Genomic DNA, 15,718 nt, shown 5'->3' with positions numbered 1-15,718 from the left:
CCATGACGCGGACGATAGAAGCGGGCGGTCCGTCCGGGGGAGTTCACCTGTCATGCGCCGTTCGATCCTTGCCCTGCTGCTGGCCAGCAGCATCGCCCTGCCCGCCGCCGCGCAATCCATCGCGCGCGATCCGGGCGATGCCGCCCGCGTGCGTTACGAGGTCGCCTTTCCCGATGCCGCGCACCACCGCGCGCGGATCACCGCGACCTGGACCAATGTCCCCGCCGGGCCGTTGCGCGTGCAGATGGCGCGATCGTCGCCCGGCCGCTACGCGATCCACGAATTCGCCAAGAACGTGTCGGACGTGCGTGCGGTCGACGGGGCCGGCCGGCCGCTGCCGCTGACCCGCAACGACCCCTATGGCTGGAGCGTCGCGGGCCATGACGGCACCGTTACCGTCACCTACACCCTCTATGCCGATCATGGCGACGGCACCTATGCGCAGATCGACCCGACCCACGCGCATCTCAACATGCCCGCGACGCTGATGTGGGCGAGCGGCTATGATGCGCAGCCGGTCCGCGTGCGCTTCGCCGCGCCCGACCCCAAATGGAGGGTCGCGACGCAACTGCCCCCGGTCGCGGGGCGTAGCGACACCTTCTGGGCGCCCAACCTCCAATATCTGATGGACAGCCCGACCGAGCTGTCCGACCATATGGTGCGCGAATGGCGCGAGGGCGGGCAGACCTACCGCCTGGCGCTCCATCATCTGGGCAGCCCGGCGGACATGGACCGCTATACCGAAAAGGCGAAACGGGTCGTGCGCGCCCACATCGCCACTTTCGGTGCGCCCGCGCCCTATGACTTCGGCACCTATACCTTCATCGCCGATTATCTGCCGTGGGCCACCGGCGACGGGATGGAGCATCGCAACTCGACGATCATCACCGACGTGCGCTCGCTGGCGGCGGCGGACGACGAACAGATCGGCACGCTGAGCCATGAATTCTTCCATAGCTGGAACGTCGAGCGTATCCGCCCCGCCGAACTCGAACCGTTCGATTTCACCCGTGCGAACCCGACGCCGTCGCTGTGGCTGGCGGAGGGGTTCACCCAATATTACGGGCCGCTGGCGATCCGCCGCGCGGGGGTGATGAGCGTCGACGACTATCTCGACCAGTTGGGGCCGACGCTGAGCGGCATCGTCACCAGCCCGGCGCGGCTGCCCGCGCGGATCAACGCCTCGCCGCAGGAGATGAGCCTGCGCGCGCCGTTCGTCGATTCGGCGCGCGCGATCGATCCGGTCGATCCGACGATCTTCGTGTCCTACTACCCCTATGGCGCGGTCATCGGCCTCGCGCTCGATCTCGAACTGCGCCAGCGGTTTCCGGGCAAGTCGCTCGACGATTACATGCGGCTGTTGTGGCGGACGCACGGCGCGCCCGAACGGCCGTATCGCCCCGACGATCTGCGGGTGGCGCTCGCCACGCTGACCGGCAACACGGCGTTCGCCGACCGGTTCTTCGCCCAGACGATCCGGGGGAGCGCGCTGCCCGACTTCGCGCCGCTGCTGGCGCAGGCCGGGCTGGTGCTGCGTCCCGTATCGGGCACGCCGGGCTGGATCGGGCGGAGCGCCGCCACCGCCGAGAACGGCGGGGTGACGCTGGCCCAGTCGCCCGCGCCCGACACGCCGCTCTATGCCGCAGGAGTCGATCGTGGCGATACCATCGTGGCGCTCGGCACGACGACGATCGGCGACGTCGCCGGATGGACCACCGCGCTGGCGACGCTGCGCCCCGGTGTCGCCGTGCCGATCCGCTATCGCCGGCGCGGCGGGCAGGAGATCACCGCGACGCTCACCCCAGCCGCCGATCCGACGCTGGAGATCGTGCGCGGCGAGACGATCGGCCAGACGCTTACCCCGGCGCAGCGCGCATTCCGCACCGCATGGCTGGGACAATAGCCACGCGGCTCTGCGCCGACATCGGCGGCACGTCGATCGATCTGGCGGTGGTGGGGACAGGCGCTGCGATCCGCCACCGCTGGTCGGTGCCGACCCCGCGCGACTGGCCGGGGTTCGTAGCGGCGTTCGCGCAAGGACTGGCCGCGCATCCTTGCGCCGATGTCGCGATCGCCACCGCCGGGCTGGTCGATCCGGCGGACGGTACGATCACCGCCGCGAACGTACCCGCGATCCACGGCCGGCCGCTGGCGCGCGACCTGTCGGCGGCACTGGGCGTCGCGGTGCGCGCGATCAACGATGCCGATGCGTTCGTGCTGGCCGAAGCGACCGCCGGCGTCGCGCAGGGACACGCCCGCGTGTTCGGCATCATCCTCGGCACCGGCGTCGGCGGCGGGCTGGTTGAGGACGGGCGGATCGTGTCGGGCGGCGGCGGGATCGGCGGCGAATGGGGCCATGGCGCGGTGCTGCATCCGGTGCCGGGCCATCCGGGCATGGTGCCGGTGTTCCCTTGTGGCTGCGGGTTGGCGGGATGCCTCGACACCATCGGCGGCGCGCGCGGAATCGAGCGGCTGCACCGCTTCCTCCACGGGATCGACGCTACCAGCCTTGCGATCACCGCCGGGGCCGATGCCGGCGACGGGGCCGCGCTGGCGACGGTCGACGCTTGGGCGGCGCTGCTCGGCGGTCCGCTGGCGATGCTGCTCAACACGATCGCCGCGACGATCGTGCCGGTCGGCGGCGGCCTGTCGCGTGCGCCGGCGCTGATCGCCCGGCTCGATACGGCGGTGCGGGCCAATATGCTGCGCCCGGCGACGACGCCGATCGTCGTGCCGGGCGCGCTCGGCACCGATGCGGGGATCATCGGTGCCTATGCGGCGGGGATGGTGGCTTAGCGCCGATAGCCCGGACGGTTGTTGCGATCGTTGCGGTCGATCCGCACCTTGCGCGACAGCACGTCGAAGCGGCGGTCGAGATCGCGGCGCTCCATCTGCGACAGGCCGTTCGAGCGGCGATAGCGCTGTTCGAGCTGTGCGATCTGGCGGAATTCTCCGCGCAGGTTCACCGCCTCGCGCCGGCTGAGCGCGCCGCTGCGGATGCCCTGGTCGATCCGGCGCTCGATCTGCGCCTGACGCTGGTTGACCGACTGCCAGCCCTGCGCGGCGGCGGGGAGCGCGGTGGTGGCGATGCCGAGACCGGCGATCAGAAGTGCGATTTTTTTCATGGGGTTCCTCCTCTTGCTGTGAAGCGAAGATAGGAAACCCTTGTCGCAGCGATTTGTCGCAACCACATGAAAACTGTGTCGAATTGTCGCGGCGCGGGCGAGTTCGTTCAGCTTCGGCCGGATCGACCTTCCGCCGGAATTGCTCCCCTCCCCGACAAGGGAAGGGCTGGGGGTGGGTCGGCCTGCGAGGAAAGCCAACCGCTCCACAACCGGCCAACCCACCCCCGACCCCTCCCTTATCAGGGAGGGGAGGAGTCGAACGCCGCGTTGAAGATCGATCCGCCTTACAGTGCGCTGGTCAGCCGGCAGATGTCACCACGAATGTCGCCGTCGCGCGGGGTCGCGCCCTTTGCGTCGAACAGCATGTTGGCCGGCTTGCCGCGCGCCATGCGCGGCCATGGCGTCAGCCCTTCGCCCGACGGATCGCCCGTCTTGGCAAAGGCCACCCAATAATCCTGCATATACACCGGCCCGGCGCGGCGATCGTGAAAGATATAGCCGATCTCAGCGGCATGGGTGGTCGGCCCGGTGCCGCCGTCGCCCGCCAGATCGAACTCATAGCGCCATACCGGCCAGCCGCGCGTGGCGAGCAGGTTCGCCAGCGTCCCCGCCGGACAGCGGAAGGTCGCGTCGGTCGCAATCTGCTGGTTGCGGGTGCCGAGGCGCGCGAGCGGTGCCGGATCGGCCGAATCGAGCCGGTAATAGCCTCGCGCCGCATCGGCATTGGCCCCGAACGACAGGTCGACGAAACCGTCACGCGCCGCGCGGCCGCCGGGCAGGTCGAGTTCGATCAGGTTGCTGCCGATAATCACCGGGCGGCGCGGCGCGGTGACGAACAGCTTGTCGGGGCTGTCGGGCAGCACCGCGCCGTCGATCGTGGTGCGCAGATACAGATAATCGTCGGCGGTCAGCTTCGCGTCGTGCAGCTTCAGATCGGCCGCCAGCAGCGACTGCGCCGAGGCGCGGCGCAGCGCTGCCGTCCCCTGCGTCCCCATCAGCCCGTCGAGCTGGTCGCCGATGCGGAACGCTTCCTTGAGCGGCCGCCATGGCAGGCCGAACCCCGGCGTGCCCGATTCCATCGCCGCCTTGGCGAACAGCCCGCGCGCCAGCGGCGACGCCAACAGCAGCGACACGTCCTGCGATCCCGCGCTCTCGCCCGCGATGGTGACGTTGTCGGGATCGCCGCCGAACTTGGCGATATTGTCGCGGACCCAGCGCAGCGCGGCGATCTGGTCCATCAGTCCGTAATTGCCGCTACTCCCCTGCGCTTCAGCCGCCAGATCGCGGTGCGGTAGAAAGCCGAGGATGCCGAGGCGATACTGGATGGCCACGACCACCACCCCGCGCGCGACCATCGACGACAGCACCATGCCCTCGGCCGATCCCGCGCGGTTGCTGCCGCCGTGGATCCACACCACCACCGGCGCCTTGCCGGTCATCGCCGGGCTGCCGACGTCGAGCGTCAGGCAATCCTCGCTGGCATAGACATGGTCGCGGTGGTTCCAGCCATAGTCGTTCTGGAGGCAGGCGGGTGCCGCCTGGGTCGTGGTGCGGATGCCGGTCCATTCGACCACCGGCTGCGGCTCGCGCCAGCGATTGGCGGCCAGCGGCGGTGCGGCGAAGGGAATGCCGCGGAACACGGTGCGGTCGGGCAGCACCTGCCCCTCGACGATGCCGCCCGATACCGACACGCGCGGTGGCACCGGCACGGCGGGAGCGGCCACCGGCGGGGTCTGCGCGGCGGCCGGAACCGCCAGCGCGAGCATCACAAACACCGCGCCGACCTTGCCGCCCATCGTACCGTTCCGTCCGATCATCGCCATCTGCCCCATCGTCACCCCGGACCTGTTCCGGGGTCCACCCATCCGCGCACGCCGGCGGATGCGCCATGATCGGCATCGTTTGCCGAACCGTGGACCCCGGAACAAGTCCGGGGTGACGGCTGGAGGTTCGGTTGCCCGACTACTTCGCGCAGGGCAGCTTCACGTCGGGCGACATGCCGAGCGCGACGCGCGCGATGCTGACCGTCATCCGCCCGGTGGTGCTCAGCACGAACGGCGCGTCGACGGTGGCCATGTTGACGTTGCCGGCGAAGCATTTCAGCGGCACGCCGATCGTCTTCCATTCGCCGACCGGCAGCAGCTCCAGCTTGCCGAGCGACACGTCGTTGCCGCCCGCCCCGGTACGGATGCCGAGCTTCACCGGCTGGGCCGGCGCGGCATCGACCCGCATCGTCGCCAGCAGCATCACGTCGCCATTGGTCTGGCGCGTCAGGTCGACCGGCGACTGGGTGCGCAGTTCGATCTCGGCCGGGCCACTGCCGTCGATCTCGAAGCGCCGCGCGCCTTCCTGCACGCCGTGGTCGGTCGCGCTGACCTTCACCCGGCCGCCGCCCGACTGCGCCGGCACGGTGGTGATGCGCGTGTTGCCGCCGGTTCCAGCACCGCCGACCGACAGCGACCACGACGTCGCGGGCAGGCCCTTGTCCATGAATACGCCGCCCGAATCGGTTTCGGTCACGCGCGGGTCCTCGGACAGCACCGGCACGCTCGACCGGGCGGCACCCGACAGGCCATAGCCGAGCGGGAACAGCGTCGGCCCGGTCGCATCAGCCGTCGCCGGCCATGCGAACGACAGCTTGCCGGTGAAGTCGCGCCGCACCTGCCCGTTCTTCTGGCGGAACAGCACGTCGGACACGCCCGCCCCTTCCGATCCGGGGAGCCATGCGACGACGAAGGCGTCGGCGGCGTTGATCGCCGGGTTCACGAACAGCGGACGCCCGGTCAGCATCACCGCGACGACCGGTATCCCTTGCGCCTTTAGCTTCTTCATCGTCTCGATGGGGCCACGCTGTTCGGGGCGCAGTTGCAGCGTTTTGATGTCGCCCTGGAACTCGGCGTATTGCGTCTCGCCGAACACCACGATCGCCACGTCGGGCTTCGCCCCGGTGAAGGTGCCGGCGGGCGACAGGGTGGCGCTGCCGCCCGCTGCCTTCACCGCGCCGTCGATGCCCTTGTAGAGCGAGGTCGCGCCGGGGAAATATTTGGGATCGATGCCGGTCCCCTGCCACGTCAGCGTCCAGCCGCCCGACTGGCGCGCGACATCGTCGGCACCGTCACCCGCCACCAGCACCCGCGCGCCGGGTTTCAGCGGCAGCAGCGAGCCGTTGTTCTTGAGCAGCACCAGCGACTTGGCCACCGCCTCACGCGCGATCGCGCGGTGTTCGGGGCTGCCAAGCTGGGCGTAATCACCCGACAGCATCCGGGTCGACGGCTTGCCGACGTCGAACAGCCCGGCACGCAGCTTCACGCGCAGGATGTTGGCGACCGCATCGTCCAGCCGGGGCATCGGCACCTCGCCCGCCTTCACCTGGGCGACGAGGCTTTCCCACATCGGCTTCCAGCTATCGGGCGCCATGTACATGTCGAGCCCGGCGTTGATCGCGCGCGGGCAACTCGCGTTGGTGCAGCCCGCCACCTGGCCATGCGCGTTCCAGTCGCTGACGATGAACCCGCCGAAGCCCATCCGCTTCTTGAGGACGTCGGTCATCAGCCCCTTGTGGCCGGTGATCTTCTCGCCGTTCCAGCTCGAAAAGCTGGCCATGACCGTCTGCACCCCGGCGTTGATCGCCGAGACATAGGGGGTGCCGTGAATGTCGCGCAGCGTCGTTTCGGGGATCCTAGCATCGCCCTGATCCTGCCCGCCGAAGGTGCCGCCGTCGGCGAGGAAGTGCTTGGTCGACGCCAGCACATACGGCCCCTTCAACTGATCCGTAGAACCGGGCGCACCCTGCAGCCCCTCGATGAACTGGGTGACATAGCTCGCCACCAGCTTCGGGTCGGACGAATAGCCTTCATAGGCACGGCCCCAGCGAATGTCCTGCGGCACGGTAATCGTCGGGGCGAAGGTCCATTCGATGCCGGTCGCGCGGATTTCCGCCGCCGTCGCCTGGGCGATCCGCCGCATCAGCACCGGGTCGCGCATCGCGCCCAACCCGACGTTGTGCGGGAACAGCGTCGCGCCGACGATGTTGCTGTGGCCATGGACCGCATCGGTGCCCCAGATCACGGGAATGCCGACGCCGCCGTCGGACTTGTCGACCGACGCCTCGTAGAAGCGATCGGCGAGCTTCAGCCATTCGGAGGCAGGCGCGAACTCGTCGTTGTTCGGCGCGGAATTGCCGCCGTTCAGCACCGAACCCAGGTGATAGCGCTTGACGTCGGCGGGGGTCAGGCTGGCAATATCGCCCTGGATGACCTGACCGACCTTTTCCTCGACCGTCATCCGCTTGAGCAGGTCGGCGATCCGCGCCTCGATCTTCGCGTCGGTCTTGTACGGCCAGTTGGCGCGCGGCCAAAGCTCGGGGTGGACCGTCGCGGCGGGGGCCGGGGCCGGCACGGTCTGTGCCGGTGCGGCGGATGCGGCACCCAGCGCGGCCAGCACGGTGCTCAGCAGGAACGTCTTGGCCGGGGTCATCGCATCACTCTCCTAAGCCGCGCCCCCTCATGCCGGTTGCGCGCGTTTCCGCTTCGATCGTCAAAACAGACAGCGTTGTCAACGACGTTATCGGACCGCTTTGGGAACGATCGCATGTTTTCGGATTGATACCGGTAACGCACTGGTCCACCGTGCCCGTCAAACAAGCTGCCCGGGCCGTTCCACGGGTGGAGCCTCGGGAGATCAGCCAGCGTGACGACGTTCCTTTCCGCCGCGGGTCGCCCCGATCAATGGTGAGCGCGCCGGAACCCATCCGCCTGTCGGGCACGAACCTGGCCCGGGCGGCGGATCATAACCAGCGGATCACGCTGCACGCCATTCGCGTGTCGGGGTCGCTGACCCGCATCGATCTGGCCAACATCACCGGCCTGACGCCGCCGGCCATCGCCAATATCACCCGTCGGCTGCTGAACGAGGGATTGATCGAGGAAGCCGGGCGCCGGCGCGGCGGGCGCGGCCAGCCGCCGGCCAAGCTGGTCGTGAAGCCCGCCGCCTGCTATGCGATCGGCATCAACGTCGATCGCGATCATGTGACGATCGTGCTGGTCGATTTCGCCGGACAGACGCTGGCGCGCGCCAGCCACGATGTCGATTTCGCGCTGCCGGCCGATGTCGCCGCCTTCTACGGCGCGCAGATCGGCGCGCTGATCGCCGATGCGGGGATCGATGCCGACCGCATCGTCGGCATCGGCGTGGCCCGTCCCGACGATCTCGGCACCGTCGACCTGCCCGGCCGGCCAGCCAGCTATGCCGAATGGGAAAGCGTCGACATGGCCGCGCTGTTCGCCGAACCGGTCGCGCTGCCGGTCTTCGTCGAAAACGACGCCGCCGCCGCCGCGATGGGCGAACAGCAACTGGGCCATGGCCAGCACCATGCCAGTTTTTTCTATATTCTGATTTCTTCCGCACTGGGCGGCGGACTCGTGCTCGACGGGGCCTATTTCCGGGGAGCGAGCGGCCGTTCGGGCGAGATCGGCTTCCTGCTGGGCAGCGATGGTCGCGGCGGACGGGCCCAGATCCAGCACAGCGTATCGCTCTCCGGCCTGTCGCATCCGTTGCGCGCCGCCGGCTTCACCATCGCCGACATGCTGGGCGACCGGGCCGAGGACCCGGCGCTGATCGCGATCGTCGACCGCTGGATCGACGAGGCGGTCGACCGGCTGGTCGAACCGCTGGTCGCGATCAACTGCCTCATCAATCCGGCGGCGGTGTTCATCGGCGGACGGCTGCCCGGTGCCCATGTCGATGCGCTGGCGCGGCGGCTGACCGCGCGGCTGACCGCCGAGGCCGACAATATCCCAGCGCTCGCCCCGGTCCGCCGCGCGATGCTGGCCGAAGATGCCCCGGCGGTCGGCGCGGCGATTCTGCCGTTCAGCCATTTCCTGTTGCCGCGCACCAACGCGCTATGGAAAGCAGTCGTCGAAAGCGATTGAACTGAATAAGAATTTCATATTTGCTATTTAAACCAAAGCCTGCGACGGTGTTGGCAACTACCGGACAACAGGGTTTGACGAGGATGACTGTGGCGATGGACCGCGAACCGCGGTCGGGTGGCGACGTATTGCCGTTCGCAGGGGTGGAACTGGGCGGCACCAAATGCGTCTGCACCCTCGCCTATGGACCCGGTGCGATACTGGCGCAGGAAACCGTGCCGACGACCCACCCGAACGAGACGTTGCCCGCGATCGCCGCGGTGCTGGAGCGCTGGTGGTCGACCCATGGCTTCGCCGCGCTGGGCATCGCCAGCTTCGGTCCGGTCGATCTCAACCGCGCTTCGCCGACCTGGGGGCATATCCTCGCCACCACCAAGCCCCATTGGGCGATGGCCGATGTCGCCGGGCGGCTGTCGGCCGAGCTCGACGTGCCGGTCACGTTCGACACCGACGTCAACGGCGCGGCCTATGCCGAGACGCGCTGGGGATCGGGCAAGGGCCTGACCGATTTCGCCTATGTGACGATCGGCACCGGCGTCGGCGTCGGGTTGCTGGTCAACGGCGCGCCGACGCGCGGGATCGGCCATGCCGAGATCGGCCATCTGCGCGTTCCCCGTCTGGCGCACGACACCTTGCCCAGCGGCTGTCCGTTCCACGACGATTGCGTCGAGGGACTGGCATCGGGCACCGGCATCAAGGCGGCGCTGGGCGACGTGCATGTCTCGACCATCCCGGACGACCATCCCGTGTGGGACCGGGTCGTCTCGGCGATCGTCGCGATGTGTCATGCGATGGTCGCGACCACCGGACCGCAGCGCATCGCGATCGGCGGCGGGGTGATGAACAAGCAGCCGCACGTGCTGGCCCGGATCGAGCCGGCGCTGCGCGAGAGCATCAACGGCTATCTGCCGCTGCCCGAGGGCGCGCCCTACATCGTCGCCCCGGCACTGGGCGATCAGGCGGGGCCGCTCGGATCGATCGCGCTGGCGCAGGTGGCGCTGGGCGAACGGATCGCAGAACCGGCCTGACCCCGCCGCGCGGCGCTTACCGTGCCATCGACACCCGGTTGCCAGCCCCGGTCACGCTGACGCGCGGCTTACTGCGGTCGGGGGTGCGCCACACCACCTGATTGCTGGCCCCGGTGATGCGGATCGTCGCGCGAGGGGCCAGATCGACGGTGACGCGGTTGCCCGCGCCTTCGATCACCAGCGTCCTGCACGCGCCGGTCACGGTCATGATGTTGCTCGCGCCGACGATGGTCGCACCCTGCCCGCCGCAGTCCATCTCCTGCGTCGCCCCCGCCCCTTCGTACCGGTCCTGCGCGATGGCGGCGGCCAGTGGCAGGGTGGCGGCGGCAAGGACGATAGCGAGTTTCGTGAACGGCATGGCATGTCTCCTTGTCGATGCCGCGACCATGGCCGCGACATCGACGGGCGACAGCGGTTAAGCGACGATCAGTGCAGGCTCTTCGCCGAAGCGACGTTGCGCACCCCCGTCCGCCCGGCGGCAAGCGCGAAGACGCACAGCGCGGCATAGCAGAGCGCCGGCACCACGAAGGCGACGCCGTGGCTGGTCGCGCCCGACACGATGCCGACGATCAACGGCACGATCGCCCCGCCGACGATCGCGGTGCAGAGCAACCCCGACGTCGCCGCCTCGCTCGCGCTCGACCGTTCCAGCGTCAGGGTGAAGATCACCGGGAACATGATCGAATTGAACAGCCCGATGGAGATCGCCACGAACCCGGCGGTGATTCCGCCGACCGCCGCGACATACAGGCAAATCGCCACCGCGACGGCGGTGAACAGCGCCAGCAGCTTGTACGCCTTTACCTTCGCGAGCAGTACCGTTCCGATCAAACGGCCGACCATCGCGCCAAACCAGTAGAAGGCGACCGCCTTGCCCGCTTCCTGAAGCGAGACGCCGGGAACCCCGTCGCTGCCCATCGCGAAGCCGAGCAGCGGCACGCCGAACGCGGCGTCGGACATGCCCCACACGCTGTCGGCGTTGAGGAACAGTGCCATCTGCGTCCCGATCGCGACTTCCGCGCCGACATAGAGGAAGATCGCGCCCGCGCCGAGCAGCGCCCAGCGCGACGAAAACGCTTCGGACAGCAGCGTGCCCGCAGACGGAACCTGTGCCGGCGTTGCGGGCACGGCGGCGGAGACGACCCGGCGGCTGAGGAAGAAGAACAGCGCCAGCGCCGCGATCAGCCCGGCAATCCAGAAATAGGCGCGGTCGATCCCGGCCAGCGCCCCGGCGCGAACCGCATCGGTCAGGACCGTGCCGTCCTTCACCTCGACCCCGTCGAGGAACAGCGTGGCCCCCAGCAGCGGCCCGAGGAAGGTGCCGAACGAATTGAACGTCTGGCTGAGCGTCAGGCGGAAATGGCTGAGCTTCGGATCGCCCAGCGCCGCCGCCAGCGGGTTCGCCGCGACCTGCAGCACGGTGATCCCGGCGGCGAGGATGAACAGGCCGAGCAGCACCAGCGGGAACACCGCCAGATTGGCCGCGACCAGCATCGTCAGACAGCCGACGACCATGGTGATGAGCGCGAACAGGATCGAAGGCACCGCCTTCAGCCGCGCGAGCAGGATCGCGGCGGGCATCGAGATGAGGCCGTAAGCGAGGAAGAAGGCGGTGGCGGCGAACTGCGCCTCGAAATCGGTGAGGGTGAAGATGCCCTTCACCGCCGCGACCAACGGATCGATCAGCGAGGTGATGAACCCCCACGCGAAGAACAATGTGGTGACGGCGGCGAACGCCAGTCCCGTGGTGGTGGCGCTACCCGCCCGCTTCTCGACCAACTGGCCTCTCCCCTTGTCCGACAAATTCGGCTATTTGATTATCATATTGCCAGTCGGGTCGGGGCGATAGGGGTTACGTGCGTGCCTCCAGCATCGTCACGATCGATGCCGCCAGCGCCGACAGCGTGTCGTCGCGCGCGCCCATCACGACGATGCGATCGCCCGGCCGTGCCTGCGCCGCCAGATGCGCGGCGGCGGCGGCGCGATCGGGGATGTGGCGGGCCGGGGTGCCGGTGACGGCCAGATCGGCGACGATGTCGGCGCTGGTCACTTCGCGGCTGACAGTGCCGCCGCGATAGACCGGATCGGGCAGCACCAGCAGGTCGTCGCCCTGCAACCGCGCGGCGAACATCGCCACCAGTTCGCGGCGCATGACCTTGAGCGGACCATAGCCATGCGGCTGGAACAACAGCAGCAGCCGGCCGGGGTGCGCGCGCAGCGTGGCGATGGTCGCGGCGATCTTGTCGGGGTTGTGGCCGAAGTCGTCGATGACGGTCACGCCACCTGCGGTGCCGACCAGCTCGAAGCGGCGCTTGAGCCCGGTGAAGCCGGCGATCGCGGCGATCGCCGCCTCGATCGGAACGCCGGCGGCAACGACCGCGCCGATCGCAGCCAGCGCGTTCGCGACATTGTGCGCGCCGGGGACCGCCAGATGGACGTCGTACGAGCGATCCCCGACCCGCAGCGTGAAGTCGACCGAGGCCGAAAGTTTACAAAGTTTACACCCGATCATGTCCGCCGGAGCGTCGATCGCAAAGGTCGTTCGGCGGCTTTCCGCCATTTCCATCGCCAGTGCGGCGGCTTCGGCATCGCCGACGTTGACGATCGTGTGCCCGGCGCGCGCCGCGAAGCCGCCGAAGAGGATGCGCAGCTCCTCCAGCGACTTGTGGTCGAGGCTGACGTTGTTCAGCACCGCGATGCGCGGATGATAGAAGGCGATTGATCCATCGCTTTCATCCACCTCGCTGACGAAGGCATCGCCCGTGCCCACCAGCGCGCTGGCGAAGGGGCGGTCGGGCGCGATGAAATTCTTCATCACCGCGCCGTTCATTACGGTCGGGTCGCGGCCCACGGCATGGAGGATATGGCCGATCATGCCGGTCACGGTCGATTTGCCGCTGGTGCCCGCCACCCCGATCGGCAAGGCTGCCGCGTTGAACAGTTCGGCGAGCAGCTCGGCGCGGCCCATCCGCCGTGCCCCGACCGCCACGGCGGCGACGATGTCGGCGACGGTCGGCTCGATCGCGGCGGAGGCGACGACGATCTGGTCGGCCGACACGATGCCGCTGCCATCCTGGGGGAACAGCGCGATGCCGGCCGCACGCAGCGAATCGAACTTCGCGGGCAGGCTGTCGGTATCGAGGCTGCGGTCCGATCCGGCGACCGTCGCACCGCGCCCGGCGAGGATCATCGCGAGGGGCAGCATGCCCGAACCGCCGATGCCGACGAGGAAGAAGGATTTGCCGTGGAGCATCCCCCGGCGCTATCGCCCCAAATCCAACCTTGCAAGCGGGACCGGGACATGCGGATCGGAGTGGTGGCGCCCGCGCGGCGGGTAGACGAGGGTGCGATGGCGCGCACTTTGGGGTTTGCCGCCCTCACCTACCCCGCCCTCGATCTCGTGGTGCATCCGCAATGCTTCCTCGACGCCGGGCATTTCGCCGGGACCGACGAACAGCGCGCCGCCGCGTTTCTGGAGTTCGCCAATGATCCCGGGTTCGACGCGATCTGGTTCGCGCGCGGCGGATATGGGTCGAACCGTATCCTGTCCGCCGTGATCCCGAAGTTGAACCGCGCGGCGGCGGCCAAGGCCTATGTCGGGTTTTCGGACATGGGGTTCCTGCTCGGCGCGCTTTATGCCCGGCGGATCGGACGGCCGACGCACGGGCCGATGGCGGGGCAGGTCGGCAAGGCCGGCGGCACCAACAGCGCGGCGCGCACGCTGGCATGGCTGGTCGACGGCGATCGGCGGGTGCTCGCCCCCGAGCTGGACGGGCGGCCAACGGTGGCGTTCAACCTCGTCATCCTGTGCGCGCTGATCGGGACGCCGTGGCTCCCCGACCTGACCGACCATGTCGTGATGGTCGAGGAGGTGGGCGAGGACCTGTACCGGCTCGACCGGCTGTTCTTCCAGCTTGCCGCCGCGACGCAGTTGCAGGGGATCGCCGGGTTGCGGCTGGGCGCGGTGACGGACCGCAGCCCCGAGGATACCGAGTTCGGCGAGAGCGAGGAGGCGATCGTCACCCGCTGGGCACGGGCGATGGGCGTGCCGTATCTGGGGCGCGCGACGATCGGCCATTATGCCGAGAACCGGGTGGTCCCGTTCGGGGTGGCTTGAGAGCGGACGCTAAAAAGGTCGGTTCACGCGGAGGCGCGGAGGCGCAGAGCGGTTCCGGTCGGAACGGCTGATGCCTGTCCGGCGAAGCGTCCCGTTTGCCGGGTAACAAAGGAAAGCCGCTGGCGCGGCAAGCGCCCCCTTCTCTCCGCGCCTCTGCGCCTTTGCGCGAAAACCCCTTCTTCCTGGTCGAGCGCATCCGCACTCGACCTCATACCGATCAAACCGCCGACCCAGTCGCGAACGCAACGCCTCCGCCTCTCCGCGCCTTCGCGTGAATCAACAAGAAGCGAACGAAACCGACGGGTGGCTCTACTCCCCGAAGGTCCGCGGCGCAGGCGATACCGTCACCGCGCCGCCCGTCCGCACCTCCTGCACCTCCAGCGCGCGTTCGGCCACGCCGTCGCGGCCGAAGCGGAACGCGCCGTCCAGCCCCGCAAACCCGTCCTCGCCACGCAGGCGCGATTCGGGAAAGTCGCGGCCGATCGGCCAGTCGCGGGCGATGCGGATGGTCAACAGCACCGAATCATAGCCGAGGCTCGACAGGCGGTAGGGCGCGGCGTTGAAACGCGCGCGATATTTGGTGGCGAACTGGCGATAGAGCGCGTTCGAGACGCTGGCATACCATGCGCCGTTCAGCGCCGGCATCGACCCCAGCCCGGTTTCGGTGTTCCACAATTCGGTGCCGAGCACGCGCGCGCCCTTGCTCGTGCCCCGGCGGATCGCGGGCACCGCCACGGCGGCGGTGCCGGCCTGATCGGCGATGAGGACCGCTTCATAGGGCGAGGTGCGCGACAGGCGGGTGACGGCGGCCGCCACCTGCCCCTGCCCCCGGTCATAGGTCTGGAGCGAGACGACCTGCCCGCCGGCCTGTTCGACCGCGCGCAGGAAGCTGGTCGAGGCGCGCTGGCCATAAACGCCGGCGGGCACCAGCCCGGCGAAGCGGGTGATGCCGCTGCTGCGGGCATAGCCGACCACCCGGTCGATCGACTGCGCCGGGGTGTAGCCGAGCAGATACGCGCCGTTGCCCGCGACCGACACGTCGTTGGAATAGCTGATGACCGGCACCTTCGCGCCGCGCGCGATGGGTGCCACCGCGCGGACATCGTCGGCGAGCAGGGGTCCGAGGATCAGGCGGTTGCCCTCGGCGATGGCGCGCTGTGCGGCGGCGGCGGCGCCGGTCGCGGTGTCATAGGTGGTGATCCGCACCCGCTCGCTGCGCGAATCGAGCAGCGCGAGTTGCGTCGCATTGGCGATCGAGCGGCCGACGCCGCCGTTGGGGCCGGTGAGCGGCACCAGCAGCGCGACGCGGTGGCGCTGGGTATCGAGCGGGATGCCGCCGGTGATCGGGTCGGGTCGGGTCGGCTGCGGCCGGGTGGGCGCCGGCGGGGCCTGCTCCACCGGCCCCTTGGGCACGATGCCGGTACAGGCGGACAGCAAGGCGACGCCGAGCACCGCAAACCCCCGCGCGAGATGGTGACGCCATTGCGGGCGGGCGGTGGTGTCTGCCATGGGGTATCC

At 69.1% G+C, this 15,718-nt stretch carries 12 protein-coding genes; 5 read left to right on the top strand and 7 right to left on the bottom strand.

What is annotated here, in order from left to right; genetic code table 11:
* Positions 1-52: 52 nt before the first annotated feature.
* Positions 53-1,903, top strand: coding sequence for a M61 family metallopeptidase (locus LRA89_RS01940; protein WP_230635964.1), 1,851 nt, complete (start codon positions 53-55; stop codon positions 1,901-1,903).
* Entirely contained in the window at positions 1,888-2,796 is a 909-nt protein-coding gene (locus LRA89_RS01935; protein ID WP_230635962.1) for an ROK family protein, read from the top strand. Before LRA89_RS01940 ends, LRA89_RS01935 begins: the two co-directional genes overlap by 16 nt.
* Here LRA89_RS01935 and LRA89_RS01930 read toward each other — a convergent pair.
* The 3 genes from LRA89_RS01930 to LRA89_RS01920 all read right to left on the bottom strand — a co-directional run bounded on the left by LRA89_RS01930 (position 2,793) and on the right by LRA89_RS01920 (position 7,601).
* Entirely contained in the window at positions 2,793-3,125 is a 333-nt protein-coding gene (locus tag LRA89_RS01930; RefSeq protein WP_055758270.1) for a hypothetical protein, read from the bottom strand. The genes LRA89_RS01935 and LRA89_RS01930 overlap by 4 nt on opposite strands.
* Before the next feature lie 284 nt (positions 3,126-3,409).
* The gene (locus tag LRA89_RS01925) at positions 3,410-4,942 is read right to left on the bottom strand and encodes a carboxylesterase/lipase family protein (RefSeq protein ID WP_230635960.1); all 1,533 of its coding nucleotides are present in this window, start codon (positions 4,940-4,942) and stop codon (positions 3,410-3,412) included.
* Between the two features lie 145 nt (positions 4,943-5,087).
* On the bottom strand, positions 5,088-7,601 hold the full coding sequence (locus LRA89_RS01920) for a glycoside hydrolase family 3 protein (RefSeq protein WP_230635958.1): 2,514 nt from the start codon (positions 7,599-7,601) through the stop codon (positions 5,088-5,090).
* A gap of 251 nt (positions 7,602-7,852) precedes the next feature.
* Here LRA89_RS01920 and LRA89_RS01915 point away from each other — a divergent pair, with 251 nt between their 5' ends.
* The gene (locus LRA89_RS01915) at positions 7,853-9,055 is read left to right on the top strand and encodes an ROK family transcriptional regulator (protein WP_055758264.1); all 1,203 of its coding nucleotides are present in this window, start codon (positions 7,853-7,855) and stop codon (positions 9,053-9,055) included.
* Between the two features lie 95 nt (positions 9,056-9,150).
* Positions 9,151-10,083, top strand: a complete 933-nt coding sequence (locus LRA89_RS01910) for an ROK family protein (protein WP_230635954.1) — start codon at positions 9,151-9,153, stop codon at positions 10,081-10,083.
* 16 nt (positions 10,084-10,099) lie between these two features.
* Here the strand turns inward: LRA89_RS01910 and LRA89_RS01905 are convergent, their stop codons facing one another.
* The 3 genes from LRA89_RS01905 to LRA89_RS01895 form a co-directional block, all read right to left on the bottom strand.
* A complete protein-coding gene (locus LRA89_RS01905; RefSeq protein ID WP_055758259.1) occupies positions 10,100-10,441 on the bottom strand; it encodes a DUF3060 domain-containing protein in 342 nt (113 codons plus the stop codon).
* A gap of 68 nt (positions 10,442-10,509) precedes the next feature.
* Positions 10,510-11,862, bottom strand: a complete 1,353-nt coding sequence (locus tag LRA89_RS01900) for an MFS transporter (protein WP_230635952.1) — start codon at positions 11,860-11,862, stop codon at positions 10,510-10,512.
* Between the two features lie 73 nt (positions 11,863-11,935).
* The gene (locus tag LRA89_RS01895) at positions 11,936-13,336 is read right to left on the bottom strand and encodes a glutamate ligase domain-containing protein (protein WP_230635950.1); all 1,401 of its coding nucleotides are present in this window, start codon (positions 13,334-13,336) and stop codon (positions 11,936-11,938) included.
* 48 nt (positions 13,337-13,384) lie between these two features.
* Between LRA89_RS01895 and LRA89_RS01890 the strand changes: the two genes are divergently transcribed.
* On the top strand, positions 13,385-14,200 hold the full coding sequence (locus LRA89_RS01890) for an LD-carboxypeptidase (RefSeq protein WP_230635948.1): 816 nt from the start codon (positions 13,385-13,387) through the stop codon (positions 14,198-14,200).
* Positions 14,201-14,509: 309 nt separating this feature from the next.
* On the opposite strand, the gene LRA89_RS01885 is transcribed toward LRA89_RS01890, so the two are convergent.
* Positions 14,510-15,709 carry a penicillin-binding protein activator gene (locus LRA89_RS01885; protein WP_230635946.1) on the bottom strand — a complete coding sequence of 400 codons (1,200 nt, stop codon included), beginning with the start codon at positions 15,707-15,709 and terminating at the stop codon, positions 14,510-14,512.
* Between the last annotated feature and the right edge of the window lie 9 nt (positions 15,710-15,718).

It is taken from the genome of Sphingomonas sp. Leaf4 (genome assembly GCF_920939515.1).
Classification (GTDB): Bacteria; Pseudomonadota; Alphaproteobacteria; order Sphingomonadales; family Sphingomonadaceae; genus Sphingomonas.
Note: the sequence above shows the minus strand (reverse complement) of the source record. Positions and strands in the feature narration are given on the sequence as shown.